We start from the raw sequence: 26,971 nt of genomic DNA on the forward strand, positions 1-26,971 counted from the left end.
TAGGGGTTTTCAGGAGCCTTTCAGATGCAGTGCTGTACGGTTGTACCATCTGCAAAAGGAGGAGAACAGAAAATGAAATATGAAAAAGCAGTCGTTGTCTTTAGCGGGGGACAGGACAGTACGACCTGTTTATTATGGGCACTTCAACAATTTGAAGAGGTAGAAACAGTGACCTTTCATTATAATCAGCGTCATCAAGAAGAAATTGATGTCGCCAAAAGAATCGCTGACAAATTAGGTGTGAAGAATCATCTATTAGATATGTCACTTTTAAATCAACTGGCACCTAATGCTTTAACAAGAGATGACATTGACATTGAGGAAAAAGAAGGAGAGCTTCCTTCCACATTTGTACCAGGAAGAAACTTAGTGTTCTTATCCTTCGCCTCTATATTAGCGTATCAAATTGGAGCAAGACATATTATCACAGGTGTTTGTGAGACAGACTTTAGCGGCTATCCAGATTGCCGTGACGAGTTTGTGAAATCTTGCAACGTCACAGTGAATTTAGCAATGGAAAAACCATTTGTGATTCATACACCACTGATGTGGCTGAATAAAGCAGAAACATGGAAGCTGGCAGACGAGCTTAATGCGCTGGATTTTGTGAAAAATGAAACGCTCACTTGCTATAACGGCATCATCTCTGATGGCTGCGGGGAATGTCCTGCGTGTAAGCTGCGGAAAAATGGCTATGACACTTATATGGAAATGAAGGAGGCAAAATAAATGCTTTCTCAAATCTATCCACAAACCGATCATCCATTTTCATTTGAATTAAATAAAGACATGCATGTATCTGCTGCCCATTTCATCCCGCGGGAAGATGCGGGCGCATGCAGCCGTGTTCATGGTCATACGTACACCATCAATATCACGATTGCGGGAGACGAGCTAGATGAATCGGGTTTCCTTGTCAATTTCAGTACATTGAAGAAGCTCATTCATGGGCAGTACGATCACACGCTGCTCAATGATCATGAGGCATTCTCATCAAACGATCGATACGCGATGCCAACCACTGAGGTGGTGGCAAAGACCATACATGACAAAGTCGCAGCGTATTTATCAACTTTAGCGAACAAGCCGACATGTGTTCAGGTCTTTGTCAGAGAGACACCAACAAGCTATTGCATTTACCGTCCGAAACGAGTTGAGATCAATGGCTAAAGCGATTCCAGTATTAGAAATCTTTGGTCCAACCATTCAAGGAGAGGGAATGGTCATTGGACAAAAAACCATGTTTGTCAGAACGGCTGGCTGTGACTACTCGTGCAGCTGGTGTGATTCCTCTTTTACATGGGATGGCTCAGCGAAGCATGACATTCAGTGGCTTGAGGCAGAAGACATTGTCAAAGAATTAAAAAGAATAGGCGGACAGGCTTTTTCTCATGTCACCATTTCAGGGGGAAACCCGGCGCTTTTAAAACAAATGGAATCCCTCATTGATTTGCTGCATGAAGAAGGAATTGATACAGCGCTTGAAACACAAGGAACGATGTATCAGGAATGGTTTTTGAAAATTGATGATTTAACCATTTCTCCTAAGCCACCAAGCTCGAATATGAAAACAGATTTTACGAAACTAACACGTATCATAGATGAGCTGAAAAGCGGGAATAGATTGCAGCATGCTAGCTTGAAAGTCGTGATTTTTGACGATCGTGATCTGGCGTATGCGAAGGATGTTCATGCGAAATATCCTGAGCTTCCTTTTTATTTGCAGGTAGGAAATGATGACACAACGACAGGTGATGATGCGTACTTATTAACGCATTTATTAAAGAAATATGAAGCGCTTGTCGATCAAGTCGCGCAAGATCCAGACTTAAACCGCGTAAGAGTGCTGCCGCAGCTGCACACGTTATTGTGGGGAAATAAACGAGGCGTATAGAAAGGAAGAGATGACATGACGACAAGAAAACCAGAAGAATTAGAAGGTGTCACGTTACTAGGAAACCAAGGAACCAATTATTTGTTTGATTATGCACCACAAGTGCTTGAAACGTTTCCGAATAAACATACAAATAGAGATTACTTTGTGAAATTCAATTGCCCAGAATTTACATCACTTTGTCCACAAACAGGTCAGCCAGATTTTGCGACAGTTTATATCAGCTATATCCCAAATGAAATCATGGTCGAAAGTAAATCGTTAAAATTATATTTGTTCAGCTTCCGTAACCATGGTGACTTCCATGAGGACTGTATGAACATTATTATGAACGACCTGATTGAATTGATGGACCCAAGGTATATTGAAGTTTGGGGCAAATTTACGCCAAGAGGCGGTATTTCCATTGACCCGTATACGAACTACGGGAAACCTGGGACGAAATATGAGGAAATGGCAGAATACCGTATGATGAACCATGATATGTATCCGGAGACGATTGATAATCGGTAATTATTCCGCTGTGTGAAACGAATTGGTGTCACATTAAAGTAGAAAAAGTACACCTGAAAATACTCATGGGAATTGTATGAAAAAGTGTGACCTGAGGTGCAACCTGAACTGTGGCTTTTATGCAGTGAACAATTGATAGTACAGAGGCAGATGAAGGCGTACAATTTGTACGTCTTTTCTTTTTTATCCGAAAGAAAAAATGCCTATTATGAGATCATAGGCATTATTGTTTGGTTAAGTTTCTGAACCTTCTCTTTAACATTTGAAACAGCTCATTTTTGAATTTCATCAAAGCTCTCCTGAATATAGTCCATGACACTTCTGATTAGAACTTCACTTTAAAAGTTGACAATCTCATTTATTTCATGACTGTTCCTCATCTGTTAGGTGAGGCTATTGAAGTTGTTTAGCATTTACTTCAGCAGCTACATTTATCCTAACTTTAGTTGTTCTGGTTGTACAATTTCATATTCACCTTCTGCATACTCTTGCTCCGCATAATGGCTCCCCCATTGACAGAGCTCCTGCAAGATAGGTTTAAGAGATTTTCCAAGTTCAGTGGATGAATATTCAACCTTCGGCGGTACTTGATTATACATCTTTCTTGTCACAAGTCCACTGGCTTCAAGCTCTCTAAGAGTTTGAATCAGCATTTTCTGAGTTATATTTGGGATAATGCGCTTTAATTCACTCGTTCTCTTTGGTCCATTCATTAAAAAGTATAATACAAGTCCTTTCCATTTTCCGCCAATCACTTCCTTTGTCACTTCAAACCCACAGCTAAATTTTTTCATGTCTAAAGCTCTCCATTCCACATTTGTTACTTTTTAGTTACTATATCACAAAAAAGTGGGTACTTCCGATAATGTGCTTACTGAAGGATACTATTACTTGTAAGTTGTTCTTCAAGTACTTAAAGGTACTAGACATAAAATAATATGAATTCTAAAGGAGTGTTAAGTATGAGGAAATTTGAAGGTAAAGTAGCGCTTGTAACGGGTGGAACAAGTGGGATTGGTCTTGCTACAGTACAAAAATTTGTAAACGAAGGTGCATATGTTTATATCACGGGACGTAGACAAAACGAACTTGATAAAGCTGTTAACCAAATTGGCAAGAACGTAACCGGTGTTCAAGGTGATATTTCTAAGCTTGAAGACTTAGACAAACTATATGACATGATAAAGCAGGAAAAAGGTAAGTTGGACATTCTTTTTGCTAATGCAGGCATCGGCAACTTCCTTCCATTAGGTGAAATTACTGAAGAGCAGGTTGATAGAACGTTCGACATTAACGTGAAAGGAACCATTTTTACTGTTCAAAAAGCGCTATCACTATTCCCGGACAAAGTAGGTTCTATTATTGTAACGGGCTCTACTGCTGGATCAATTGGCAACCCAGCATTTAGTGTATATGGAGCATCTAAAGCAGCATTAAGAGCACTAGTTCGCAACTGGATTCTTGACCTAAAAGGTACTGAAATTCGTGTAAATGTAGTAAGTCCAGGAGTGATTCTTACACCTGCATACGATGAGCTTTTTGGTGATGCACTTGAAGGAGCGATGGAAAATGCCAGAAATACTGTTCCAGCTGGAAAAGTTGGGACACCTGAAGAAGTAGCAAACGCTGTATCTTTCCTTGCATCAGACGAAAGCAGTTACTTGACGGGTGTTGAATTGTTCGTAGATGGCGGGCTAGCACAGGTATAATTTCACTGCGAAGGGATTACAAATCGTCCTTAATGGGGATTTCCTTGAGTCGTATTAAAAAAGTCGTTTTCCTTATGTCCTGAGTAACCATAAATGCTGCAAACTAAGTTTGATGATGGATATGTAAAATGAGAAAAAAGGAAAAGACATGCCGGATGCATGTCTTTTTTTGCGAATCAACCATAAAAAAAGAGAAGAGTCATGTCACTCTTCTCATACGAATGGGAATAGAACTTGCTAGGACGGCTGGGGGCTACCAGCTCGTAAACATATTATACATGACAGAACATATGTTTGTAAAGAGGGATCATGCTTTTTTTGCTTATCTCATTTGATGTAAGATAAAATAGAGGCAATGAATGAGAAACGGAGGCGTTTGAGTTGGCAAACAAAGAAGAGCGGGCAGAGCAGCTGCTAATGGAACTAAAGGAAGAGCTTCAAATGCTTGAACATCAAAACAAAGAACGGTATAAATGGAGTGCCTCCACATTGCTTGGAGTGATTGCCCTCTTGATTGATAAAGGAGTGATCACACCCGAGGAAGTCGAGATGTACAAGACGAAGGCGGAAATGCAAACCTTTCATACGCAAAAAGACTGACCCCTCTTTAAGTGGTATCAGTCTTTTTCATATGTGATTGTTCAAATAGAGCAAAGTTGTCAAACGAGCCAAATTTGCTTTATATATACGTATGTACCGATCGTCTGAATTGAGGATTGCAAATTAATGTACGGAGTCTTTGATGATTTTATAGTTTTTATGATTAACGACTGTTAGTGAATCCAGTTCTAAATCTCTATAGTTGTCCATAATGGTGACATCCACAATGACAGAGTTTTCATTCACTTTTTCAACTACACCTGTTAAACCATTTCTAAATTCGATCACATTTCCAATTTTTGCAATCTTCAACCGATCCCTCTCCTTTAAAAACAGATTTCATTCCCTATTAAAAAGTATTTTGCAATATTTTCATACCAATGTAAAGGATAAAGACGTTTTTGTTTTGTTTTCGTTGTATGCTCTTCTAACGAATGGTATATTTAATAATTGATCATGGCTGAAAAGGAGCGGTTTTTTTGACTGAAGAACAAATCCTCACCATCCTCGAATCTTTACGGAATGGGACGGAAAAACAGGTGACCATCCAAAAAGATGACTTTTTAACGTTTCGTTCTGTTTTGGTGAATCAAGATGATTTTAAACATTTTCGCGGGATCGCCAAACATGGTGGAGATGTTATTTTTGAATATCTTACAGAAGCAAGAAGCTAAAGCTTTTTCTCATTGATGAGAGAAAGCTTTTTTATTTTCGTTCTTTTGTCACACTTCAAACCACTCTGATACATATGAAAAGAAAATGTAATAACCCATAATCAGGAGCATAAGGATGATGATAGGTGAAAAAGGGACCTTTTTAAGCGCTAACAATTCCATTTTATGTGCGCTCAACTAGGACATGCCATTTAATGACGGAATTTGGACAGGCATGTAAATCTTTGTGCGTGAAAATAGAATGAGCTCTTGTTAGAGTGGACAAGTATCTTACAGCCTACTTTTGATTAAAGGAGGAAAAAGGCGAATGATTAAAATTCATACAGCTCTTTTTGTCATCCTTATGCTCGTTGCAGCAATGAAGATGGACAATATACAAGAGCAGCAAGGCACATTAAGTCACGAACTTTCACAAGCAGCTGTTAAACATCAGCTTTCATATATAGATCAAGACCACGATCAAGTCATCCCAGCATTTTCTGAAGAAAAGCGTCAGCCAAAAGTGAAATTGCTAAGTACGTCAACAGAAGAAAAGTCTTCAAAACCGAAGCAAAAGAAAAAAGTAAAATCTGAAACGACGAATAAGGCAAGCGGCAAACAGTATTCTAATGAAGAAATGGATTTGCTTTCTCGATTGGTACATGCTGAAGCGAAAGGTGAATCTTACGAAGGGAAAAAAGCGGTGGCAAGCGTTGTTTTAAACAGGGTGGAGCATCGTTCTTTTCCTGACAGCGTTAAAGGTGTAATTTATCAGCGAAACGCCTTCCAGCCAGTATCAAATGGAAGCATTCATGATAAGGCAGATCAAGATTCCATTAAAGCGGTGAAGCAGGTAGTAAAAGAGCATGACAGAACAACAAAGGCTATCTATTTTTATAATCCAAAAACGGCAACAGATCATTGGATTCGTTCCCGCAAAATTGTAGAACGCATCGGACGTCACGTGTTTGCCGTATAAAGAAAAAGAGCGATCAATGAGATTGCTCTTTTTTTTGTCTTCAATTATTAAAATATTTTTTGGACTTGTCTCATAGAATGTGAAAAGAATTTGCTTTAGACAAGGGGAGGCTACATGAATCGATTTGTAAAAGGGGTCATTCTGCTATCTGTCGCAGCTTTTATTGCGGAGTGTATAGAGTTTTTAGTCAATATGATTTTAGCGAGAGAGCTTGGAGAACATGGAATGGGTTTATATATGAGTATCCTTCCAATCATCATGCTTGTCCTTGTGATCGCCAGTTTAGAGCTGCCAGTCTCCATTTCTAAATTCATTGCAGAATCACATGAGCGTCTCCACAAAAGCATGCTCCGTCATGCTTTTAAAATGACACTTGTGGTGACAAGTACAACAACAGCTATAGCAGCCATTGTACTGCCTTTCATTCCAGTGTTTCAGTCGTATCATCCGCTGATGAAGGGCCTAGTGCTGTCACTTATCCCGATTATTGCGTTTACCTCCATTGCCCGCGGCTATTTTATGGGAAAGCAGCAAATGGGCAGAATTGCTTTAGCCAATATGCTGAAGAAAACGATCCAGCTTATCTGCTTGTTTTTGTTTTTTCATTGGTATTCGTTTGATATTGAAACAGCAGTACTCATCGCCATTGGTGTCATTGTTGCGAGTGATCTTGTTGTCTTTATTTATTTATACTCCCAATACGTCATGGCAAGAAATGCTGTGAATGTCAGGTCTGTTGAATTAAGAGGAAGTGATGTGCGAAAGCGCCTATTAGCCGTTTCCATTCCGACAACGGGCATGCGCATCTTTCATGCGATTGCCAATGCGGTTGAACCATTTTTAATCAAAGGAGCGCTCGTGGCAGCAGGCATTTCTGGAACACTTGCTGTTGATCATTACGGCATGCTGGCTGGTGTCGCAATGTCGATCGGGTTTTTCCCGGCGTTTATCGCTCATTCCATCATGATTGTGATGATTCCGAGTGTCTCTGAAGCCTATGCTTTAGGTCAGTATGATCTTGTGAAAAAACGTGTTAGACAGGCGATTCTCATAACGTTTGGATATGGGGTGCCGGCAGTGATGGTGATGTATTATTTTGCTTACCCGCTCACACAGCTTTTTTTTGATTCACCGCAAGCTGCTGTCTATTTACAGCTGCTTTGGCCATACTTTTTATGCCATCTGTTTGTGATGCCTTTTCAAGCATGTTTAATCGGAATGGGGCTCATCAAAGATGTGTTCCTACATAATATATGGGTGCATGTCGTCTCTTTTTCTATGGTGTATTTCCTTGGTTCAATTGAAAGCTTGAATATGATGGGGGTTATTTTAGGGATGAACACAGGCATGCTGCTGTTGACTGCGCTGCATTATGCGACGATTTGTAAGGAGCTCGGCGTTTCAATGTTTCTTACATTGAAAAAAGCTTGAATGTCATCGTCATCGAGAGGGCAAGCTATAAGAAAACTGGGAAGGAAGATCCTGATGAATCGTAAACATCTACCCGCCAGTCTTCTGATGATGACCCTGCTTCTATTTCTCATGAGCGCAGCAGCAGAAGCAAAAGAGCCTGTGATGGCGCCAAGGATAGAGGCGCCGACATTAAATGGTGACATGCAGATGGTTCCCGAAAAAGGGAAAAAGACCATTTTGCATTTTTGGACAACATGGTGCCCGTCCTGCAAAATGGAGCTGCCCGAATTTGAACAGATTGTGAAAGAAAATCAGAGTGATGTTGACATATTGACCGTGAATTTACTAGGTGCTGAACAAAGTAAACATGCTGTTGCCCAATTTGTGAAAGACAGAAGGTTTACATTCCCGATCATCCTAGATGAACACGGAGAAATGATGAAGAAATATCAAATCATCACCATCCCAACGACCTTTTTGATTAACGAAAAAGGAGAAGTGGTGAAAAATCATGTAGGTCCACTGACGAAAAAACAAATCAAAGAGTGGACAAATTCGTAGAACAAATCCTTTATGTGAAAGAACCAATTCTGTTGGTTCTTTTTTGTGTTCGTTTGCTTTTCATCTGAATACACTGTGCTCAGAAGAAGACGGAACGATCTATATCAATAATGATAATTATTATCAAAAAGAAATTATAATAATTATTAATTGAAAATTGATCAGAACCTGTTATAATGAGTTACAGACCAATAAAAAGCTTGAAATAGCAGAAAATATAGATGGAAAAAGAAACGGGTAACGATTGATAATGTGAAAACGATTATCAATTAGAGAGGAGAAAACAATCATGAATGAGAATACAGCACTTTACCAAACGACAAATCAAAAGGAATCGAAATGGTCCTTACATAAATGGGCACAGCACGGAGAATTAATTGCAGCAGGTATCTCGGGGATTCTCATTTTAATTGGATGGATTCTAAAGGATCAGAGCATGTGGAGCATTCCTCTTTTCATCCTAGCATTTGTTATTGGAGGTTTTGCAAAGGCGAAGGAAGGAATTGAAGAAACGATTTCGTCGAAGACCTTGAATGTGGAACTTTTAATGATTTTCGCAGCAATAGGCTCAGCTCTAATCGGCTATTGGGCAGAAGGCGCTATCTTAATTTTTATTTTCTCACTGAGTGGTGCGCTTGAAACGTATACGTCAAATAAAAGCAAGAAAGATTTAACAGCATTAATGAGCATTGCACCAGATGAAGCAACTTTAATTGAAGAAGACGGTACGACCATTCAAATCGCCGCTTCATCATTAACACCAGGTGACCGGATTATGGTCAAAGCTGGGGAACGTATTGCAGCAGATGGTGTCATTTTAAGCGGGAGAACAAGTGTGGATGAATCTGCCCTCACAGGCGAATCTATTCCACAGGAAAAAGGGCAGGGGGAAGACGTATTTGCAGGAACAGTGAATTTAAATGGTTCCTTAACAGTGGAAGTCACGAAACATAATGAAGAAACGTTATTCCATAAAATTATTAAACTTGTTGAATCCGCTCAAGAAAGTGTTTCGCCAAGCCAGGCATTTATCGAAAAATTTGAGGGGGCCTATGTAAAAGGTGTGCTGATCACCGTTGCGGTATTAATGGTTCTGCCTCATTTTGTACTCGGCTGGAGTATGAGTGAAACCTTCTATCGGGCAATGGTGTTTATGGTCGTTGCTTCACCTTGTGCTCTTGTTGCATCCATTATGCCAGCCGCACTGTCACTGATCTCAAATGGCGCAAGAAATGGGATGCTTGTCAAAGGAAGCGTCTTTTTAGAAAAACTAGGCACAAGCAGTATGATTGCTTTTGATAAAACGGGGACGATTACAAGCGGGAAGCCAGCCGTAGAACAAGTTGTCATGACGGAAGGGCAGGATGAATCTGCTTTTTACCAGGCACTCTATCAAATTGAGAGTCAATCAAACCACCCATTAGCGAAAGCAATTTCTGATATGGCAAAAGAGCACCAAACAGAAAGAACAGTCCATGTCACCATTGAAGAAACCTCTGGATTTGGTGTGAAAGCACAATTAAATGGAGAAACGTGGCGGATTGGGAAGAAAGACTTTGCGGGTAAGGCGTCAATCGACCGCGAGATTGAAGAGACAGGTGATGACCTTTCAGCGCAAGGATACACAGTGGTCTACGTTCAAAAGGATGAAAAAGTTGTTGGCTGTCTTGGCCTTAAGGATCAAATCAGACCTGAAGCCAAAAAAATGATTCAAGAACTAAATGATTTAGGCATCCAGACCGTCATGCTGACAGGAGATCAGCAAAAAACGGCTGAAGCGATTGCGCAGGAAGCCGGCATCCAAACCGTAGTGGCTGAATGTCTTCCAGATGAAAAGGTACATGAGGTCAATCAATTAAAAAAACAAGGTAATTCAATCATCATGGTAGGAGACGGAATCAATGATGCACCAGCGCTTGCCACAGCAGATGTTGGGGTTGCGATGGGCGGAGGCACAGATGTTGCCTTAGAAACAGCGGATCTCATCTTAATGAAGAACAATTTAAATAACCTAACAAAGATGATCCGTCTTTCAAGAAAAATGAATCGAATCATTAAGCAAAACATTATTTTCTCATTAACGGTGATCTGTCTGTTAATTTGTGCGAATTTCTTACAAGTGCTTGATTTGCCTTTTGGCGTCATCGGGCATGAAGGAAGTACGATTTTGGTCATTTTAAATGGTCTGCGTCTGCTTCGTGCATCTTAAATCAATCATCAGGGCGCACTGGATTCATGCCAGTGCGCTTTTGTGCGAAATAAAGCAAAAACTGATACAATAGACCAGTAGTAAAACGTGTGAGGAGGATCATGATGAACCGAATGAAGAGCTTGTCTTCTTGGCTTAAGAAAGAAGACATTCAAGGTGCATTTATACATACAAAGGAAAATGTGTTTTATCTATCTGGATACTTCACAGAGCCGCATGAAAGAGTGATGGGGCTGTTTGTGTTCCAAGAGGCAGAACCATTTTTTATTTTGCCTAAAATGGAAGTTGAGCAGGCAAAAAATGCAGGATGGTCCGGCGATATTATTGGATATGAAGATCATGAGAATCCATTTGATTTCATTCAATCAGCGATAGAAAAACGCGGTATTCAAACGGCGCGTCTTGCGATTGAAAAAGAATCGATTCCACTTCAAAGAGCAGAACAGCTCCAAGCTGTTACCGGGGCAGAAACGTTCGTCCGGGCTGAAGATGCGCTCAATCAGCTCAGATTGATTAAAGATGAATCTGAAATTGCTACACTCAAAAAAGCGGCTCAATTGGCAGATGAAGGTGTAAAAATTGGGGTTAACGCCTTAAAAGAAGGAGTCACAGAAACAGAAGTGCTCGCTGTCATAGAATATGAACTAAAGAAAAAAGGCATTCAAGGTATGTCCTTTTCAACTATGGTTCTCTTTGGTGAAAAATCAGGCGAGCCTCATGGAAATCCGGGACAGGCAGCCTTAAAAAAAGGTGATTTTGTGTTATTTGACCTTGGCGTCATTGTCGATGGATATTGCTCAGATATCACAAGAACATTCATCTATCAGGAAGCTTCTGAAAAGCAAAAGGACATCTATCAAACCGTCTTAAATGCAGAAATGGCAGCACTTGAAATGAGTAAGCCCGGCGTGAGAATCGGTGATCTTGATTTAAAAGCCCGCGGGCTGATCACAGAAGCGGGATATGGTGAATATTTCCCTCATCGCCTTGGACATGGGTTAGGGGTTTCTGTTCATGAGTTTCCTTCTATGAGTCAGGCAAATGACGACCTTCTGCAAGAAGGTATGGTGTATACGATTGAACCAGGAATTTATGTCCCAGGAGTCGGCGGCGTAAGAATTGAAGATGATGTTCTCATTACGGCAGATGGTCCAGTCACCTTAACCAATTATCCGAAAGAGCTGACGATCATCAAGTAATGAAAAAAATCACGATGAACGTCCAGGTCTTGGAAGTGTCATCGTGATTTTTTATCACTCTTCTCGATCCTTATCAACAAAAAAATCATCAATTGATTGAAACGGTTTGATTTTATGTTCTTTTCCTAAAGGATGTAATGCAAAACGAGCAGAAAACAAAACAGTCATACATAATATAATCCATATGATGAAACCCATCTTGAATTCCCCTTTCCATCCAGTGATTTGTTCAGCTCACATACATCTTAAAGTATGAAACGCTTACCATATCAAGAGAAAGTAGGAGAAAAAATGGCAAACATAAGGGAGATTGCGAAAAGAGCGGGCGTATCTGTGACAACCGTATCACGTGTGTTGAATGAGCATCCTTATGTTAAAGAAGAAAAAAGAGAACGTGTTCTACAAGCGATGGAAGATCTCAAGTATACGAGAAACATTCAGGCGGTCCATTTAGCGAAGGGCTATTCGAATATGCTTGGCATTGTCCTTCCAAACATTGAACACTCTTATTTCAGCACACTCGTCACAGGTATTGCAGAGAAAGCACAGGCGCGCGGTATGCATTTTGCTTTATTTCAAACAGGATATGACCCATTAAAAGAAAAAGAAGCGTTAATGAGTTTAAAAGAGCGCCGTGTAGATGGTTTAATATTTTGTTCAAATGCGTTAAGTGATGGTCACATTTTAAAGTGGCAGGAATCAGGGCCGATTATATTTTGTCATCCTGCACCGCACGATCAATGCTCAACCGTGTCGATTGCGCATGATCAAGCATTTAAGGAAGGGCTGCATCATTTGGCGGCATGCGGCCATCAACGAATTGCGATCGTTCTCGCCAGAACAGAAGGAGCGAATAGCGAGTCGCGACTTCAGGCTTATCAAGACATGATGCAATCGCTCGGGCAGACCATTGATGAGGATTGGATCATCGAAGGGAAGTTATCTCTGCTTGATGGGAAGCAATTATTTGCAGAATGGCAGGAAATGAAAAATCGTCCTACAGCTTTATTCATTACAAATGACGAAGTCTCTGCCGGCTTTTTATTAGAGGCGCAGCGTCATGACATAAAAGTAGGAGAATCACCAGCCATACTCAGCTTTCAAAATAACCAATTGAGTGAGGCTTTGGGGATTTCCAGCATTCATATTCCCCTCAAACAAATGGGACAGGAAGCGTTTGACTTGTTTGACCGGGCATTAAAGGGAGAGAAATCAGAAAAAAGAATGCTGCCATTTCGCCTGATTGAGCGAACAACAACCGTTTTGAAAAACAATCGTTGACGCACGTTTCATCTGTTTTGTACGATAAGAGGGATTGAATAAGAAGGAGGTGGGGATGTTCATGGAATCCTTCACCGTTGATAAAGCGTTAAATAATAATGTCATCATCGCAAGACACCCTTCTTTGGGCGAAGTGGTTCTGATTGGGAAAGGGATCGGCTTCGGTAAAAAATCGGGGGATCTTCTCGATCAAGACGTGTTTGAAAAAATGTTTGTGTTAAAAAACACGAAGGAACAAACAGAATATAAACAGCTGCTTCATCATATTGATGAGAACATGATCGAGCTTGCCAATGACGTCATTTATCATATACGAGAAAAAATGGGACAACGATTGAATGAGCATATACATGTTGCACTGACCGACCATATTGCGTTTAGTTTTAAGCGGGTGCAGCAAGGCTATGATATCACGAACCCTTTTATGCTTGAGACGCAATCGCTTTACCCGAAAGAATACGAGGTTGCAAAGGAAGTCGTTGAACTGATTAACGAGCGGCCAGATGTCGAAACGAAGCTGCCAGAAGGAGAAATTGGCTTTATAGCGCTCCATATCCATTCAGCTTTGACGAATCGGCCATTATCTGAAGTGAACCGTCATTCGCAGCTCATTACACAAATGGTCCAAGTCATTGAAGATTCATTTCATATGAAAGTAGACAGAGAAAGTATTCATTATTTACGCTTATTACGCCATATTACGTTTTCAATTGAGCGTATTAAACGGGGAGAATCATTAGAGGAGCCAGAAAAATTGCTTCATCTATTGAAAAATGAATATCCTTTATGCTACAATACTGCTTGGAAAATGATCAAAATTTTGCAGCATGCATTGAAAAAGCCTGTACAGGATGCTGAGGCCGTCTACCTGACACTTCATCTGTACAGATTGACAAATAAAATTTCATAGTTTCCTTGAAACGTGTAACTGATTCGATCAGGCATGAGTGACTTAAGGTAAATACAGGATAAGATCCTGTTATTTGCGCAACCTTATATCACCATGCCTTTTTTTGCGTTTGAAAGTGAAATGTAAACGGTTAATTATGAAATGTACGTCAGGGAGCATCCCAAATGTATGTTGTAAGCGAAAACAAAAGGAGGTTCAACCAGTGTTTAAATCACTTTTTGGTGTGTTGCAAAAAATTGGACGAGCACTCATGCTTCCAGTTGCGATCCTTCCTGCTGCTGGTATTTTACTGGCACTTGGGAATGCGATGCAAAATCCGCAGCTGATTGATGTAGCTCAATTTTTAAGCAATGATACAATTCAGCTTGTTGCAAGTGTCATGGAGAATGCGGGGAACATCGTCTTCTCGAATCTTCCGCTATTATTTGCTGTAGGGGTTGCCATCGGTCTTGCCAATGGAGACGGAGTGGCAGGGATTGCCGCTATCATCGGTTACCTTGTCATGAACGTCACGATGAGTGCCGTATTAATGGCTAACGGATCTATTCCATCCGATTCACTCAAACTGGCCCAGTTCTTCAAGGAAAGCCATCCAGCATATATTAATATGCTCGGCATACCGACCTTGTCTACCGGCGTTTTTGGCGGGATTATCGTTGGGGTATTAGCAGCTTATATGTATAATAAATTTTACAAAATTGAGCTACCGCAATATCTTGGCTTCTTTGCTGGTAAGCGTTTTGTTCCAATCGTTACTTCGATTTCAGCACTTATTTTAGGGCTATTGATGCTAGTCATTTGGCCGCCAATCCAAGGTGCACTGAACTCATTTTCAACAGGACTGCTCGCAGCGAATGAGCCGCTGGCTGCCTTTGTATTCGGTGTCATTGAACGATCATTAATTCCGTTTGGTCTGCACCACATTTTCTACTCACCATTCTGGTATGAGTTCTTTAGCTACAAGAGCTTATCAGGAGAGCTTGTCCGTGGTGACCAGCGTATTTTCATGGCGCAAATCAAAGATGGTGTTCAGCTGACAGCTGGTACATTCATGACAGGGAAATATCCGTTCATGATGTTCGGTCTTCCAGCAGCAGCACTTGCGATTTACCATGAAGCAAAACCAAAGAATAAAAAGCTAGTAGCAGGAATTATGGGATCAGCGGCCCTTACTTCTTTCCTTACAGGGATCACTGAACCGCTTGAATTCTCATTCTTGTTTGTTGCACCAGTATTATTTGCGATTCACTGTGTATTCGCTGGATTATCCTTTATGATAATGGATATTCTAAACGTGAAAATCGGGATGACCTTCTCAGGAGGGTTAATCGACTTCTTCCTATTTGGTATCCTGCCAAATAGAACTGCTTGGTGGCTCGTCATTCCAGTAGGTCTCGTACTTGCTGTCATTTACTACTTCGGATTTAGATTTGCCATTCGCAAATTTAATCTGAAAACACCTGGCCGCGAGGATGAAGCAGCAGACGGAGCAAGTGAGGCGAAGTCTGAAAAAGGGAATGACTTGCCTTATGAAATCCTTGAAGCAATGGGTGATCAAGAAAACATTAAGCACCTGGATGCTTGTATCACGCGTTTACGTGTCACTGTGAATGATCAGAAGAAAGTGGATAAAGACCGTTTGAAAAAGCTTGGCGCTTCTGGTGTTCTCGAAGTAGGGAACAACATCCAGGCCATTTTCGGCCCGCGCTCTGATAACTTAAAAACACAAATGCAGGACATCATTGCAGGCCGCACGCCTCGTCCAGCGAAAGACCCTTCTGCAAAAGAAGAAGTCAGCCAGCAGGTCGAAGAAGTTATTGCAAAGCCGCTTCAAAATGAGCAAGGGGAAGAAATTTTTGCTTCACCAATTACAGGGGAGCTTCATCCAATTACAGATGTACCAGATCAAGTATTCTCAGGGAAAATGATGGGTGACGGTTTCGCCATCTTGCCAACAGATGGAACGGTTGTTTCACCGGTAAGAGGGAAGATCTTAAATGTGTTCCCGACGAAACACGCCATTGGCCTGCAGTCTGATGGTGGACTTGAAATTTTGATCCACTTCGGAATTGATACGGTCGGCCTCAAAGGAGAAGGATTTGAAGCATTTGTACAAGAGGGAGATCAAGTAGAAATCGGTCAAAAACTTTTAGAGGTTGATATTGATAAAATTAAGTCTGAAGTACCATCTTTGATGACTCCAATTGTATTTACCAACTTAAGTGAAGGACAATTTATTGACCTTCAAGCATCCGGTGAAATCAAGGCTGGACAAGAAAACATCATGAAAATTTCAAAATAATTTTCATAACTGCCGTTCTTGTTAGATGACAAGCTCGGCAGTATGATATAATATTGTGGATGTATTAATTGTATAAAAAGGAGATTGATAAAAATGGCTCAACAAACATTCAAAGTAACTGCAGATTCTGGAATTCACGCACGTCCTGCAACAGTTCTTGTACAAACTGCTAGTAAATATGATGCTGATATCAACTTAGAATATAATGGTAAAACAGTGAACCTGAAATCTATTATGGGCGTAATGTCTCTAGGAATTGCGAAAGGTGCTACAATCACAATCTCTGCTTCTGGTTCTGATGAAAACGATGCACTTGCTGCGCTTAAAGACACAATGAAAAGTGAAGGCCTAGGCGAGTAATGCAACAACTGAAAGGAATCGGTGCTTCAGCAGGCGTTGCGATTGCAAAAGCGTATCGTCTGGAAGAACCAGATTTAACAGTTCACCAAAAAGACATCAATGATCCAGAGACAGAAGTGAAGCGTTTTGAAGAAGCAATTCATGTTTCTAAACAAGAACTTGAAGCAATTAAAGAACATGCGCTAAAAGAGCTTGGCCAAGACAAAGCAGATATCTTTTCTGCCCACCTTCTTGTGTTAAGTGATCCTGAACTGCTAAACCCAGTAAAGGATAAAATCAAATCTGATAAAGTAAATGCTGAGTTTGCTTTAAAAGAAACAGCGACAATGTTTGTCACAATGTTCGAAGCAATGGACAATGAATACATGAAGGAACGTGCAGCGGATATTCGCGACGTAACGAAACGTGTGACTGGCCATTTGCTAGGCGTTGACATTCCAAACCCAAGCATGATTTCTGAAGAAGTCATCATCATTGCTGAAGATTTAACACCTTCTGATACTGCTCAGCTGAACAGACAATTTGTCAAAGGCTTTGCAACAGATATCGGCGGTCGTACTTCTCACTCAGCGATCATGGCAAGATCTATGGAGATTCCAGCAGTTGTTGGGACAAAAGAAGCAACAAAAACGGTGAAAAACGATGATCTGATCATTGTGGATGGTATTAGCGGCGACGTCATCATTCAGCCTTCTGAAGATGAAGTGAAAGCGTATCAAAAAAAGCATGAAGACTACTTAGCTCAAAAAGCGGAATGGGCGAAACTTGTTGACCAGCCAACGGTTACAAAAGACGGCGTTCACGTAGAGCTAGCTGCAAATATCGGAACACCTGAAGATGTAAAAGGTGTACTTGAAAATGGCGGCGAAGCAGTCGGATTGTACCGTACTGAATTTTTATACATGGGCAGAGACCAGCTTCCTACAGAAGAAGAGCAGTTCGATGCGTATAAAACAGTTTTAGAGAAGATGGAAGGGAAAGCAGTGGTTGTCCGCACACTAGATATTGGTGGCGATAAAGAACTTCCTTACTTGCAGCTTCCAAAAGAAATGAACCCGTTCCTTGGCTATAGAGCCATTCGCCTTTGCCTGGAAGAGCAGGAGATTTTCAGAACACAACTACGCGCCTTACTTCGTGCAAGTACATATGGAAACTTGAAAATCATGTTCCCTATGATCGCGACGTTATCAGAATTTAGAGAAGCAAAAGCCATTTTACTTGAAGAAAAAGAAGCATTGGTTGCCGCTGGTACAGACGTTTCTGATTCCATTGAAATCGGAATGATGGTAGAAATTCCATCAACAGCTGTCATCGCAGACCAATTTGCAAAAGAAGTAGATTTCTTCAGTATTGGAACGAATGATTTGATTCAATACACAATGGCTGCTGATCGAATGAACGAACGAGTGTCTTACCTTTATCAGCCTTACAACCCAGCGATTTTACGTCTTATTACGCTTGTGATCGAAGCAGCGCATAAAGAGGGTAAATGGGTCGGTATGTGCGGTGAGATGGCAGGAGATGAAATTGCAATCCCGCTTCTACTTGGATTAGGATTAGATGAATTCTCAATGAGTGCAACATCCATTCTTCCAGCTAGAACGCAGCTAAGCAAGCTTTCTAAAGAAGAAGCTGCATCATTTAAAGAGCATATTTTATCACTTAGCACAACAGAAGAAGTGGTTGATTTCGTCAAGAAGACGTTTCAACAGAACTAAGTGAATGAAAACCAGACAGGTGAGACTGTCTGGTTTTTTTGTCGAATTTTATCATATTGAGTCATATTGGGCAGTGAGAAGGGCACCCTATAATTAAAAAATGGAGGTGACCAGATTGCCTTTCTCAGACTACAAACCGGGTGATCAAGTATATGTGATTTATCGAAATCCACATGCTGCAAACGTAGCACAAATTAAAGAAGCAGAAATTGTTTCACATCCATACAACGAAGAAGAGCTTGCCCTCTTTTTACTTGAAACGTATCATCCACTAGCACCTGATGATGCTGTGTTTCCAACATATGAAGAAGCAGAAGCTCTTTATCAAGACTTGTTTGAATAAGGGAGATTTTAGAAAGGATAAAAGCCATCCTGTGCGGTTAAAGTAACGGTATGAAAACCTTAAAGGTAAGGATGTGCTTAATATGATCAAACCTTTCGTTCCCCAGCTTGTTTACATTGAACCCCGGGCGTTAGAGTACCCGTTAGGACGAGAGCTGAAGGAAAAGTTTGAGGGGATGGGAATCGAAATAAGAGAAACGACTTCACACAACCAGGTCAGAAATATTCCGGGAAAAAATGACTTGCAAAAGTATCGTAATGCGAAGTCAACGCTTGTCATTGGTGTGAGGAAGACATTGAAGTTTGACTCGTCTAAACCATCTGCAGAGTATGCGATCCCATTTGCAACAGGGTGTATGGGACATTGTCATTATTGCTATTTGCAAACAACAATGGGAAGTAAGCCGTACATTCGAACGTACGTCAATGTAGAAGAAATATTAGATCAGGCAGAGCAGTACATGAACGAGCGGGCGCCGGATATCACGAGATTTGAAGCATCATGTACTTCAGACATCGTAGGAATTGACCATTTGACACATACACTCAAACGAGCGATTGAATACTTTGGGCAGACCGACTTAGGAAAGCTTCGCTTTGTCACGAAGTTCCATCATGTTGATCATCTGTTAGATGCAAAGCATAATGGCCGGACAAGATTCCGTTTTAGTATCAATGCCGATTATGTCATTAAATACTTCGAGCCTGGAACGTCACCGCTAGATCAGCGGATTGAAGCGGCTGTTAAGGTCGCAAAGGCAGGCTATCCTCTTGGCTTTATTGTTGCTCCAATCTACATCCACGAAGGCTGGCAGGAAGGATATAAAGTTCTTTTTGAAAAGCTTGATGCAGCTCTTCCTGAAGATGTGAGAGACGATATCACCTTTGAGATGATACAGCATCGCTTTACAAAACCAGCAAAGCGTGTGATTCAAAAAAACTACCCAAAATCAAAATTAGAGTTGGACGAAGAAAAAAGAAGATACAAGTGGGGAAGATACGGTATAGGAAAATATATCTATCAAAAAGATGAGGAACAAGAACTAAGAAAGACTTTAGAGTCATATATAGATCAGTACTTTCCTTCTGCAAAAATTGAATATTTTACTTGAAACAAGCCTATACGGCTTGTTTTTTCTATTTAAATTTTCTTACAACTATTGAATGCGGTATCATTTTGCCGATATATAAATTAAGGTGTGAAAGTAGATGTAGGGGTGATGAGATGTTTAAGAAACTTCAAGTGAGAATAGCTGTTTTCATCTCAGTTATTTTAATTTTAACCGTCGTGGCCGTTCAAGTGGGTTCTAACATAGTATTAACACCACTTATTGAACGAGATGCAAAAACCACCACAGCAGCAACGGCAGAGAGCATGAGAGACATCATTGCACAAAAGCTTGATAATTACAGTGATACAATTAATAAACTGGCAACTAGTACACTTACTGAAGATTTTGCGCAAAAACAAACAAAACAAACATTAGTCTTCGAAAACGATGAACTAAAAGGCTTGCAGGAGCAGGATGAACTTATTTCACTTGCCTATATTGGAACAAGTGACGGCAAAATGTTCGCCTTCCCAGAGTCCGATTTTGGTGAAGGGTATGACCCATCTAAACGAGATTGGTTTATCCAATCAGCTGAAAAGCCTGACGAAGTCATTTGGACTGATCCATATATCGATAAAGCAACAAATGAAATGGTCGTCTCAGCCACAAAGGCGATTGTCAGAAACGGAAAGGTCGTTGGGGTCGCTGGACTTGATTTGAAATTATCCTCCATTCAATCTTATATAAAGGAACAAAAGATTCCTTATATGGGTACCGCTTTCTTAGTTGACGGCAAAGGAACCATTTTAGCACATCCAACAGAGCAAGGAAAAAACATATCAAAAGTAGCTTCTGTGAAAAAAGCGATCGACAATTCAGGTATTGATGACAGAAAAGAACTGACGGTCATATCTAAAATCAAAGAAGCTGATTGGACGATTGGTGTCAGCTTTGAGAAAAAGAAACTGCTTTGGATCACAGAACAAATGAATCAGACAAGCATCATTATTTCCGTCATTGCCATTATTCTTGCGATGATCCTCAGCTTCTTATTGGCAAGAAGCATTACAACGCCAATCAAGCGTCTAATAGAGCATGTGCGTAAGGTGTCAGAAGGCGATTTAACAAGTACGCTTGCAGTGAAATCCCAAGATGAAATTGGTTCCCTCACGAAAAGCATTAATCAAATGACCGAGGATATCAGGGAGTTAATTGAAAAAGTGAAAGGGGCTTCAGATCAAGTTGTGAAATCAGCGGATGAAGTGACCCACATTTCAAATGAGACTTTGCTGTCTAGCGAACAGATTGCAACGGCCATTCAAGAGGTGGCAACAGGAGCGACTAAGCAGGCATCAGATGCAGAAACGATTAATGAAAAATCAGAGTATTTGTATGAGAAAGTGCGCCATATGGGTGAGCTCGCTTCACAAATGCAAACCAACTCAAAATCATCTGAAGATGCAAGCTATAAAGGGCTTGACGCACTTGGTTTGCTCGTCCAAAAATCAACACAAGCGAGTGAAGAATCGAAAAAGGTTGAGCAAATGCTGCTAGACCTTGAGCATAAAACGAAAAATATTGAAAATGTCGTGACCGCCATCTCTGAAATCTCGGATCAAACGAATTTACTTGCACTGAATGCAAGCATTGAAGCAGCGAGAGCAGGAGAAAGTGGACGAGGATTTGCTGTAGTTGCAGAAGAAGTGAGAAAGCTTGCTGAACAATCTGCGCAGTCAACAAAACACATTAGTGAAACCGTCAAACTCATTCAAGATGAATCGAAGAAGGCGGCTGAAGCGATGACAACAGCAAGTAAAATGAATGAGGAACAAGGTGCCGCCATCAATGCAACAGGTGAGGCACTCAGCAGCATCACAATGGAAATGCAGGCACTTGTCGGTTCAATCGACAGTATTCATACACAGATTAATGAAATGACAGAAGAACAGCAGAAGATGAGTGACTCCATTCAAAGTATTGCTGCCATTTCAGAAGAATCTGCTGCCTCAGCTGAGGAAGTGCATGCGTCTACAGATGAACAAGTTCAAGTGTTAGAAAGAACGAAAACCTCAACTGAAATGCTGAACGAATCAAGCCAGGCACTGCGTCAGGCGGTTGACCGATTTAAGGTGTAATGAGCGGAAAGGAACCTTGTGATGTGAGCAAGGTTCTTTTTGTATGATAAAATAAACTAGAGGAGGTGTTGACATGGATGTCAATCTAACTGGAAAAAAAGCATTGGTAGCTGCAAGCAGTCAAGGTATCGGAAAAGCGATTGCCTTTGCTCTAGCAAAAGAGGGAGCAGATGTGATGCTCTCGGGAAGACATGAACAGAAGCTGAAAGAAACAGTCAACGAGCTGTCTCCGCTTGTCAAAGGACAGCTGACTTATCAAGTATGTGATGTATCTGACGCCGGGCAAATCAAGGCGCTTGTTCAAGCGGCGGCTGGTGATGAGAAGTGTCTAGACATTCTTGTGAACAATACAGGCGGGCCTAAAACAGGAACGCTCGACACCTTAACAGATGAAGATTGGATCGAATCATTTCAGCTTCATTTACTCAGCTATATTCGATTATTAAAAGAGGCATTGCCTTATTTGAAAAAACGCGGCGCACGTGTGTTAAATATTGCGTCAATGTCAGTGAAAGAACCGATCCCGGGCTTGATGTTGTCGAATACATTTAGACCGGCCATAGCCGGCTGGACAAAAACAGCCGCTCTGGAGTTTGCAAAGGATGGTATTTTGATCAATACGTTAGCACCGGGAAAAATTGAAACAGACCGTGTGAAACAGCTGGAAAAGCACCGCGCACAAAGAGAGAATCGAACGGTTGAAGAAATCAAAGCACAGGCTGAACGAGCGATCCCGCTTGGCCGTTACGGCCAGCCAGAGGAATTTGCAGCATATGCAGTGTTTCTTTTATCAGAAGCCAATACATATATGACAGGTCAAACACTGATCATTGATGGTGGATTGACAAAGTCTCTTTAAGGAGGAACAAGTGATGGCAAAAATCAAAACAGTTGGTTTTATAGGAATCGGTGTAATGGGTCGCAGTATGGCAGGACATTTAATGGATGCAGGCTATGAAGTGATCGTTTATACAAGAACGAAAGCAAAAGCAGACGAATTGATTCAAAAAGGCGCATCATGGAAGCCGGCAGTAAAGGAGATTGCAGAAAGTGCAGATGCCGTCATTACAATGGTGGGATATCCATCTGATGTAGAAGAGATCTATTTAGGTGAAGATGGGCTTGTGGCACATGCTGCGCCAGGTACATATCTCATTGATATGACAACATCGAAGCCTCAGCTTGCAAAAGAAATTGAGTTGAAAGCGAAGGAAAGAGGTATATTTACATTAGATGCACCTGTATCAGGCGGAGACATAGGAGCCCAAAATGGCACGCTGGCCATTATGATCGGCGGAGAAAGGTCAGCCTATGAAGCCTGTCTGCCGCTATTTGAGCAAATGGGTGAAAACATTCAATATCAAGGACCGGCAGGAAGCGGTCAGCATACAAAAATGTGTAACCAAATTGCCATTGCAGCGGGAATGGTCGGTGTCGCAGAGGCAATGGCTTATGCCGAAAAATCAGGGCTTGATCCAGAGCAGGTGCTCAAAAGCATCACAACAGGTGCAGCCGGCAGCTGGTCTTTGTCAAACCTTGCACCAAGAATGCTGAAAGGCGATTTCGAGCCAGGGTTTTATGTGAAGCATTTTATCAAAGATATGGGCATTGCACTTGAAGAAGCAGAACTGATGGGGGAAGAAATGCCAGGGCTCTCACTTGCGAAGTCCCTTTATGAAAAGCTGAGCGAACAGGGCGAAGAAAACAGCGGGACCCAGAGCATCTATAAATTATGGGTCAAATAGTTTGCAGCACTCTCAAAACAAACTAAAAACCTGTCCCAAATAGGGACAGGTTTTTTTGATATTATTTTCCGATGAATTGCTGCGTCCAGTAGTTGCCAGATTTCACATAACCAACACCGATATGTGTGTAGCTTTTGTTTAAAATGTTCGCTCTGTGGCCTTCACTGTTCATCCATGCTGTCACAACTTCTTGAGGAGATTTTTGACCTTGGGCAATGTTTTCACCTGCTGATTTGTAAGTGATACCGAATTGCTTCATTTGATCAAATGGAGATCCATAAGTTGGGCTTGTATGAGAGAAATAGTTTTTATCTTTCATATCTTGAGATTTTGCGCGAGCAGATTTGCTTAATTTAGAATCAACAGAAAGGGCCTTTAAGCCTTGTTTTGCACGCTCTTTATTTGTAAGTTCAACCACTTCTTTTTCAAATGCATTTAAGCTGCTGTCTGCTTTTGATGCGGTTGTGTCTTTTTGGTTAGCTTTTGTGTTGCTGTTGTTGTTTGTATTTTCTTTTGCTGGAGTGCTTGGTTTAGAAGCAGTTGGTTTTTTCACTGATTCTTGTTCTTGTTTTGCTTTGTTTACTTCTTTTACTACTTTTGTTCCTGTAACAGGTTGACCGCTTTTGATCAGTTTGTTTAATAGAGCTTCGATCTCTTTTTGATTCGACTTGCTTAGCTTGTTTACATCTGAAGAGATATGTAATTTTGCTGCTAGTGTATGAAGATCAATGGCTTGATGCTGTACATTTATTACTTGTTTCAGGTTAAGCTCCTTCGCATCAGCTGAATGTCCTCCAGTGAACGTGATGAGTGCAGCAGCTGTCAGCGCTGAAAAAAAGAATGATTTCTTCTTCATATTGTAACTCCTCCTAAAATCTTTGTTTTGTTTTCTCACAAAAAATCATACCATGGACTTTTTGTTATAAACGTACCAGCATCCTCCATTGACAATGCAAGTTTGTCATTTTTGTTAAAGTCATCGTAAGAGGCGCTTCATATCAAAGGATAGGGAATTCTTCCATTTAAAGAAAACGACATAAACATACCAATATTTTAAAGTGTTAGTATATTTTTTTGCAGATTAGGGATTGACAGCTTTTTTTCACTCGTTTCGCTGTAACAACTATTACAAAAGTGTTACAATAATGAGTGGTAATTGTAAAAGATTGAAAAGGATGAGAGGAGCTACATAAGTGGGAGAGAAACAGCATCAAGGTGCTGCCGAGCAAAAAAAAATCAAGCGCCGGAACGCCTGGAGAATTAATCTCTTTTTCTTCGCTGTATTTAGTTTATTTGCTGGACTTGTGATCAAGCTTGGTGTGCTGCAAATCGTCAATGGTGAAGATTATAAAAAGCAAGCCAACCGAACAGAGGTCAAAACAGCATCATACCCGTCTCCAAGAGGAAAAATGTATGACGCGAGAGGAAGAGTCGTCGTTGATAACGAAAGTGTACCTGCCATCGTTTATACATCAGAAAGCGGTGTGAAAGCGGAGGATAAGATTAAGGTAGCAAGAAAACTTGCGACTTATATAAAAATGGATACTGATTTTTTGAGAGAGCGTGACATTCGAGATTTTTGGCTGGCGAGCCATCCGAAAGAAGCGGATAAACTCATTTCAAAAGCGGAGAAAAAAGATATCGATGCAAAGGATGTCTATCCGCTTCAAGTAGAGCGTGTCCCAAAGAAAGAAGTCAAAGCGATCGAAAAGGATGCAGAGGAAAAAGCTGTTGCAGCGATCTACCGTAGATTTACAGGCGGATATGCCTTTGAGCCCCAAATCGTGAAGGCAATGAACCCAAACGAAGAGAAAAAAGGGGACGAAAAAGTGGCTTTACTCGATGAAACGAAAGAATCAAAACAAACTTCATCCGTAAGCCTGACATATGAAGAAATTTCACTTGTCTCAGAGCATCTTGATGAACTGCCTGGTGTGAACGTCATCAACGACTGGACAAGAAAATATCCGTATGAAAAGACCCTTTATAATGTACTTGGCGGTGTGACTACACCAGAGCAAGGAATCATTAAAGAGCGTGAAGATTACTATATGGCAAGAGGCTACTCGCGAAATGACCGGGTAGGGAAGAGCTATTTAGAATATCAATACGAGGATTTTCTAAACCCAGAGAAAGCGACCGTTCAATATACACAGGTTGGCGGGAAGCTGCTCGATGAAATCAAGCGGACAGAAGGACGAAGAGGACTTGATCTTGCGCTGACATTTGATATGGAGCTGCAAAAGGAAGTCGACAAAATCGTTGAATCAGAGCTTAGATCCGCCAGCGCGAGAAACTATATGATGGATCGTGCCTTTGTCGTCATGATGGACCCTCACACAGGGGATGTTCTCGCGATGTCAGGCAAGAAAATGGACGGCAGAGACGTCACAGATTATGCAATCGGAACATTTACGACCCAGTACGAAATGGGCTCTGTTGTCAAAGGAGCCACTGTCCTCTCTGGTTATCAAGACGGAATGTCACACAACCAAGCCTATATGGATACACCGCTCTACTTTGCAGGAAGTAATGGAAAACCGAAGCGGTCTTACAAAGATCTTGGATGGGTTAACGACATTCAAGCACTCCAAAAAAGTTCCAACGTCTACATGTTCCAAGTAGCGATGAGAATGGCGGGCATCACCTATCAAAAGGATGGTCCGTTACCTGCAAGGCCTGAGCACTTACAAAAAATGAGAAACTACTATGCGCAATTCGGTCTTGGCGTGAAAACGGGGATCGATCTGCCGCAGGAATCAAGCGGGATGCAGACGCATCCTAAGACGGTCGGCGGACTCTTGCTTGATGAAGCAATTGGTCAGTATGACACGTATACACCGCTTCAAGTGGCGCAATACATGTCAACGATCGCCAATGGAGGCAGCCGTATTCAGCCAAGAGTGGTGAAAAGTGTTCATCTTCCAACGAAGAAGGATGAAGTAGGCCCAGTCGTAAAAAAATATGAGCCGAAGGTGCTGAATACGATTAACAACTCGAAAGCAGATATTGACCGCGTAAAAACGGGACTGAAAATGGTCACATCAACAGGCGGAACTGCCGCTGGCCGATTTGGTCAGCATGATGTCGCGGGAAAAACAGGTACAGCGCAAACGTTCTACTATGGTGCCAACCGCAGCTGGTGGGGAAATTCAACGTACAACTTAACCTTTGGAGGATATTATCCTTCTTCTAATCCAAAGGTGGCGTTTAGTGTCGTGACACCTTATGTCTCAGATAAGGATCCTGTTATTAAAAACATCCCAAGTAAAATTGTGGATAAGTACGTTGAATTACAAAAGAAATATGAAAAACAATAAACCGCAGGGAGCACAGCAGCAGAAAGTGCTCCCTTTTTGCTGAAAATATGGACGTTTCCCTCGATGACAGAAGGAA

General features: G+C 41.2%; 27 protein-coding genes and 1 pseudogene. 24 read left to right on the forward strand and 4 right to left on the reverse strand.

Going from position 1 to position 26,971, the window contains the following annotated elements; genetic code table 11:
• Positions 1-72: 72 nt before the first annotated feature.
• The 4 genes from queC to queF are packed head-to-tail and all read left to right on the forward strand — an operon-like array spanning position 73 to position 2,407.
• On the forward strand, positions 73-729 hold the full coding sequence (gene queC, locus ASE42_RS07500) for a 7-cyano-7-deazaguanine synthase QueC (RefSeq protein WP_056766865.1): 657 nt from the start codon (positions 73-75) through the stop codon (positions 727-729).
• Positions 730-1,170: a 6-carboxytetrahydropterin synthase QueD gene (queD, locus tag ASE42_RS07505; protein WP_056766295.1), complete on the forward strand. Its 441-nt coding sequence runs from the start codon at positions 730-732 to the stop codon at positions 1,168-1,170. It begins immediately after the preceding gene.
• Entirely contained in the window at positions 1,163-1,894 is a 732-nt protein-coding gene (queE, locus tag ASE42_RS07510) for a 7-carboxy-7-deazaguanine synthase QueE (protein WP_056766298.1), read from the forward strand. Before queD ends, queE begins: the two co-directional genes overlap by 8 nt.
• A 15-nt stretch (positions 1,895-1,909) precedes the next feature.
• On the forward strand, positions 1,910-2,407 hold the full coding sequence (gene queF, locus ASE42_RS07515; protein WP_024426839.1) for a preQ(1) synthase: 498 nt from the start codon (positions 1,910-1,912) through the stop codon (positions 2,405-2,407).
• A gap of 431 nt (positions 2,408-2,838) precedes the next feature.
• Here queF and ASE42_RS07520 read toward each other — a convergent pair whose 3' ends face one another.
• Complete coding sequence (locus tag ASE42_RS07520) at positions 2,839-3,201, reverse strand: winged helix-turn-helix transcriptional regulator (protein WP_034667321.1); 363 nt, start codon at positions 3,199-3,201, stop codon at positions 2,839-2,841.
• Positions 3,202-3,369: 168 nt separating this feature from the next.
• Here ASE42_RS07520 and ASE42_RS07525 point away from each other — a divergent pair, with 168 nt between their 5' ends.
• Positions 3,370-4,116: an SDR family NAD(P)-dependent oxidoreductase gene (locus ASE42_RS07525; protein WP_056766299.1), complete on the forward strand. Its 747-nt coding sequence runs from the start codon at positions 3,370-3,372 to the stop codon at positions 4,114-4,116.
• 381 nt (positions 4,117-4,497) lie between these two features.
• Positions 4,498-4,716 carry a hypothetical protein gene (locus ASE42_RS07535; RefSeq protein ID WP_024424687.1) on the forward strand — a complete coding sequence of 73 codons (219 nt, stop codon included), beginning with the start codon at positions 4,498-4,500 and terminating at the stop codon, positions 4,714-4,716.
• Between the two features lie 123 nt (positions 4,717-4,839).
• On the opposite strand, the gene ASE42_RS07540 is transcribed toward ASE42_RS07535, so the two are convergent.
• Complete coding sequence (locus ASE42_RS07540; protein ID WP_003211747.1) at positions 4,840-5,028, reverse strand: YkvS family protein; 189 nt, start codon at positions 5,026-5,028, stop codon at positions 4,840-4,842.
• 167 nt (positions 5,029-5,195) lie between these two features.
• Here ASE42_RS07540 and ASE42_RS07545 point away from each other — a divergent pair, with 167 nt between their 5' ends.
• From ASE42_RS07545 to ASE42_RS07570, 6 genes are all read left to right on the forward strand, one after another.
• On the forward strand, positions 5,196-5,390 hold the full coding sequence (locus ASE42_RS07545) for a hypothetical protein (protein ID WP_024424688.1): 195 nt from the start codon (positions 5,196-5,198) through the stop codon (positions 5,388-5,390).
• A 307-nt stretch (positions 5,391-5,697) separates the two neighbouring features.
• On the forward strand, positions 5,698-6,348 hold the full coding sequence (locus ASE42_RS07550; protein WP_056766303.1) for a cell wall hydrolase: 651 nt from the start codon (positions 5,698-5,700) through the stop codon (positions 6,346-6,348).
• Positions 6,349-6,462: 114 nt separating this feature from the next.
• Positions 6,463-7,779: a polysaccharide biosynthesis protein gene (locus ASE42_RS07555; RefSeq protein ID WP_041116459.1), complete on the forward strand. Its 1,317-nt coding sequence runs from the start codon at positions 6,463-6,465 to the stop codon at positions 7,777-7,779.
• A gap of 54 nt (positions 7,780-7,833) precedes the next feature.
• Positions 7,834-8,322, forward strand: a complete 489-nt coding sequence (stoA, locus tag ASE42_RS07560; RefSeq protein WP_044331916.1) for an endospore biogenesis thiol-disulfide oxidoreductase StoA — start codon at positions 7,834-7,836, stop codon at positions 8,320-8,322.
• A gap of 289 nt (positions 8,323-8,611) precedes the next feature.
• On the forward strand, positions 8,612-10,531 hold the full coding sequence (locus tag ASE42_RS07565) for a heavy metal translocating P-type ATPase (RefSeq protein ID WP_056766305.1): 1,920 nt from the start codon (positions 8,612-8,614) through the stop codon (positions 10,529-10,531).
• Positions 10,532-10,635: 104 nt separating this feature from the next.
• The gene (locus ASE42_RS07570) at positions 10,636-11,730 is read left to right on the forward strand and encodes a M24 family metallopeptidase (protein ID WP_041116464.1); all 1,095 of its coding nucleotides are present in this window, start codon (positions 10,636-10,638) and stop codon (positions 11,728-11,730) included.
• A 54-nt stretch (positions 11,731-11,784) separates the two neighbouring features.
• On the opposite strand, the gene ASE42_RS19085 is transcribed toward ASE42_RS07570, so the two are convergent.
• The gene (locus ASE42_RS19085) at positions 11,785-11,928 is read right to left on the reverse strand and encodes a hypothetical protein (protein WP_162842493.1); all 144 of its coding nucleotides are present in this window, start codon (positions 11,926-11,928) and stop codon (positions 11,785-11,787) included.
• Positions 11,929-12,021: 93 nt separating this feature from the next.
• Between ASE42_RS19085 and ASE42_RS07575 the strand changes: the two genes are divergently transcribed.
• The 11 genes and pseudogenes from ASE42_RS07575 (at position 12,022) to ASE42_RS07620 (ending at position 23,575) form a co-directional block, all read left to right on the forward strand.
• Positions 12,022-13,011 (forward strand): LacI family DNA-binding transcriptional regulator, encoded by a 990-nt coding sequence (locus ASE42_RS07575; RefSeq protein ID WP_056766307.1) that lies wholly within the window; start codon positions 12,022-12,024, stop codon positions 13,009-13,011.
• Between the two features lie 55 nt (positions 13,012-13,066).
• Positions 13,067-13,921 carry a glucose PTS transporter transcription antiterminator GlcT gene (gene glcT / locus ASE42_RS07580; RefSeq protein ID WP_024424695.1) on the forward strand — a complete coding sequence of 285 codons (855 nt, stop codon included), beginning with the start codon at positions 13,067-13,069 and terminating at the stop codon, positions 13,919-13,921.
• A 202-nt stretch (positions 13,922-14,123) separates the two neighbouring features.
• A complete protein-coding gene (ptsG, locus tag ASE42_RS07585) occupies positions 14,124-16,223 on the forward strand; it encodes a glucose-specific PTS transporter subunit IIBC (RefSeq protein ID WP_024424696.1) in 2,100 nt (699 codons plus the stop codon).
• Between the two features lie 93 nt (positions 16,224-16,316).
• Positions 16,317-16,583, forward strand: a complete 267-nt coding sequence (locus ASE42_RS07590) for a phosphocarrier protein HPr (protein WP_003211078.1) — start codon at positions 16,317-16,319, stop codon at positions 16,581-16,583.
• Positions 16,583-18,301, forward strand: a complete 1,719-nt coding sequence (gene ptsP, locus ASE42_RS07595; protein WP_024426847.1) for a phosphoenolpyruvate--protein phosphotransferase — start codon at positions 16,583-16,585, stop codon at positions 18,299-18,301. The genes ASE42_RS07590 and ptsP overlap by 1 nt, the downstream gene beginning before the upstream one ends.
• Before the next feature lie 100 nt (positions 18,302-18,401).
• A complete protein-coding gene (locus ASE42_RS07600; protein WP_044331928.1) occupies positions 18,402-18,644 on the forward strand; it encodes a transcriptional regulator SplA domain-containing protein in 243 nt (80 codons plus the stop codon).
• An 82-nt stretch (positions 18,645-18,726) separates the two neighbouring features.
• Entirely contained in the window at positions 18,727-19,755 is a 1,029-nt protein-coding gene (splB, locus tag ASE42_RS07605; RefSeq protein ID WP_024424698.1) for a spore photoproduct lyase, read from the forward strand.
• 113 nt (positions 19,756-19,868) lie between these two features.
• Positions 19,869-20,891: pseudogene (locus ASE42_RS19490) on the forward strand (cache domain-containing protein); the annotation flags it as partial.
• A complete protein-coding gene (locus tag ASE42_RS19495; RefSeq protein ID WP_376706571.1) occupies positions 20,883-21,830 on the forward strand; it encodes a methyl-accepting chemotaxis protein in 948 nt (315 codons plus the stop codon). The pseudogene ASE42_RS19490 and the gene ASE42_RS19495, both read left to right, overlap by 9 nt.
• 73 nt (positions 21,831-21,903) lie before the next feature.
• Positions 21,904-22,689: an SDR family oxidoreductase gene (locus ASE42_RS07615; RefSeq protein ID WP_024424700.1), complete on the forward strand. Its 786-nt coding sequence runs from the start codon at positions 21,904-21,906 to the stop codon at positions 22,687-22,689.
• A gap of 13 nt (positions 22,690-22,702) precedes the next feature.
• Positions 22,703-23,575, forward strand: a complete 873-nt coding sequence (locus ASE42_RS07620; protein WP_056766309.1) for an NAD(P)-dependent oxidoreductase — start codon at positions 22,703-22,705, stop codon at positions 23,573-23,575.
• Positions 23,576-23,636: 61 nt separating this feature from the next.
• On the opposite strand, the gene ASE42_RS07625 is transcribed toward ASE42_RS07620, so the two are convergent.
• Positions 23,637-24,431, reverse strand: a complete 795-nt coding sequence (locus ASE42_RS07625; RefSeq protein WP_056766312.1) for a CAP domain-containing protein — start codon at positions 24,429-24,431, stop codon at positions 23,637-23,639.
• A gap of 337 nt (positions 24,432-24,768) precedes the next feature.
• Between ASE42_RS07625 and ASE42_RS07630 the strand changes: the two genes are divergently transcribed.
• Positions 24,769-26,895: a peptidoglycan D,D-transpeptidase FtsI family protein gene (locus ASE42_RS07630; RefSeq protein ID WP_046310786.1), complete on the forward strand. Its 2,127-nt coding sequence runs from the start codon at positions 24,769-24,771 to the stop codon at positions 26,893-26,895.
• Positions 26,896-26,971: the final 76 nt, after the last annotated feature.

It is taken from the genome of Bacillus sp. Root920, from assembly GCF_001429445.1.
GTDB classification, from domain to species: domain Bacteria; phylum Bacillota; class Bacilli; order Bacillales; family Bacillaceae; genus Bacillus; species Bacillus safensis.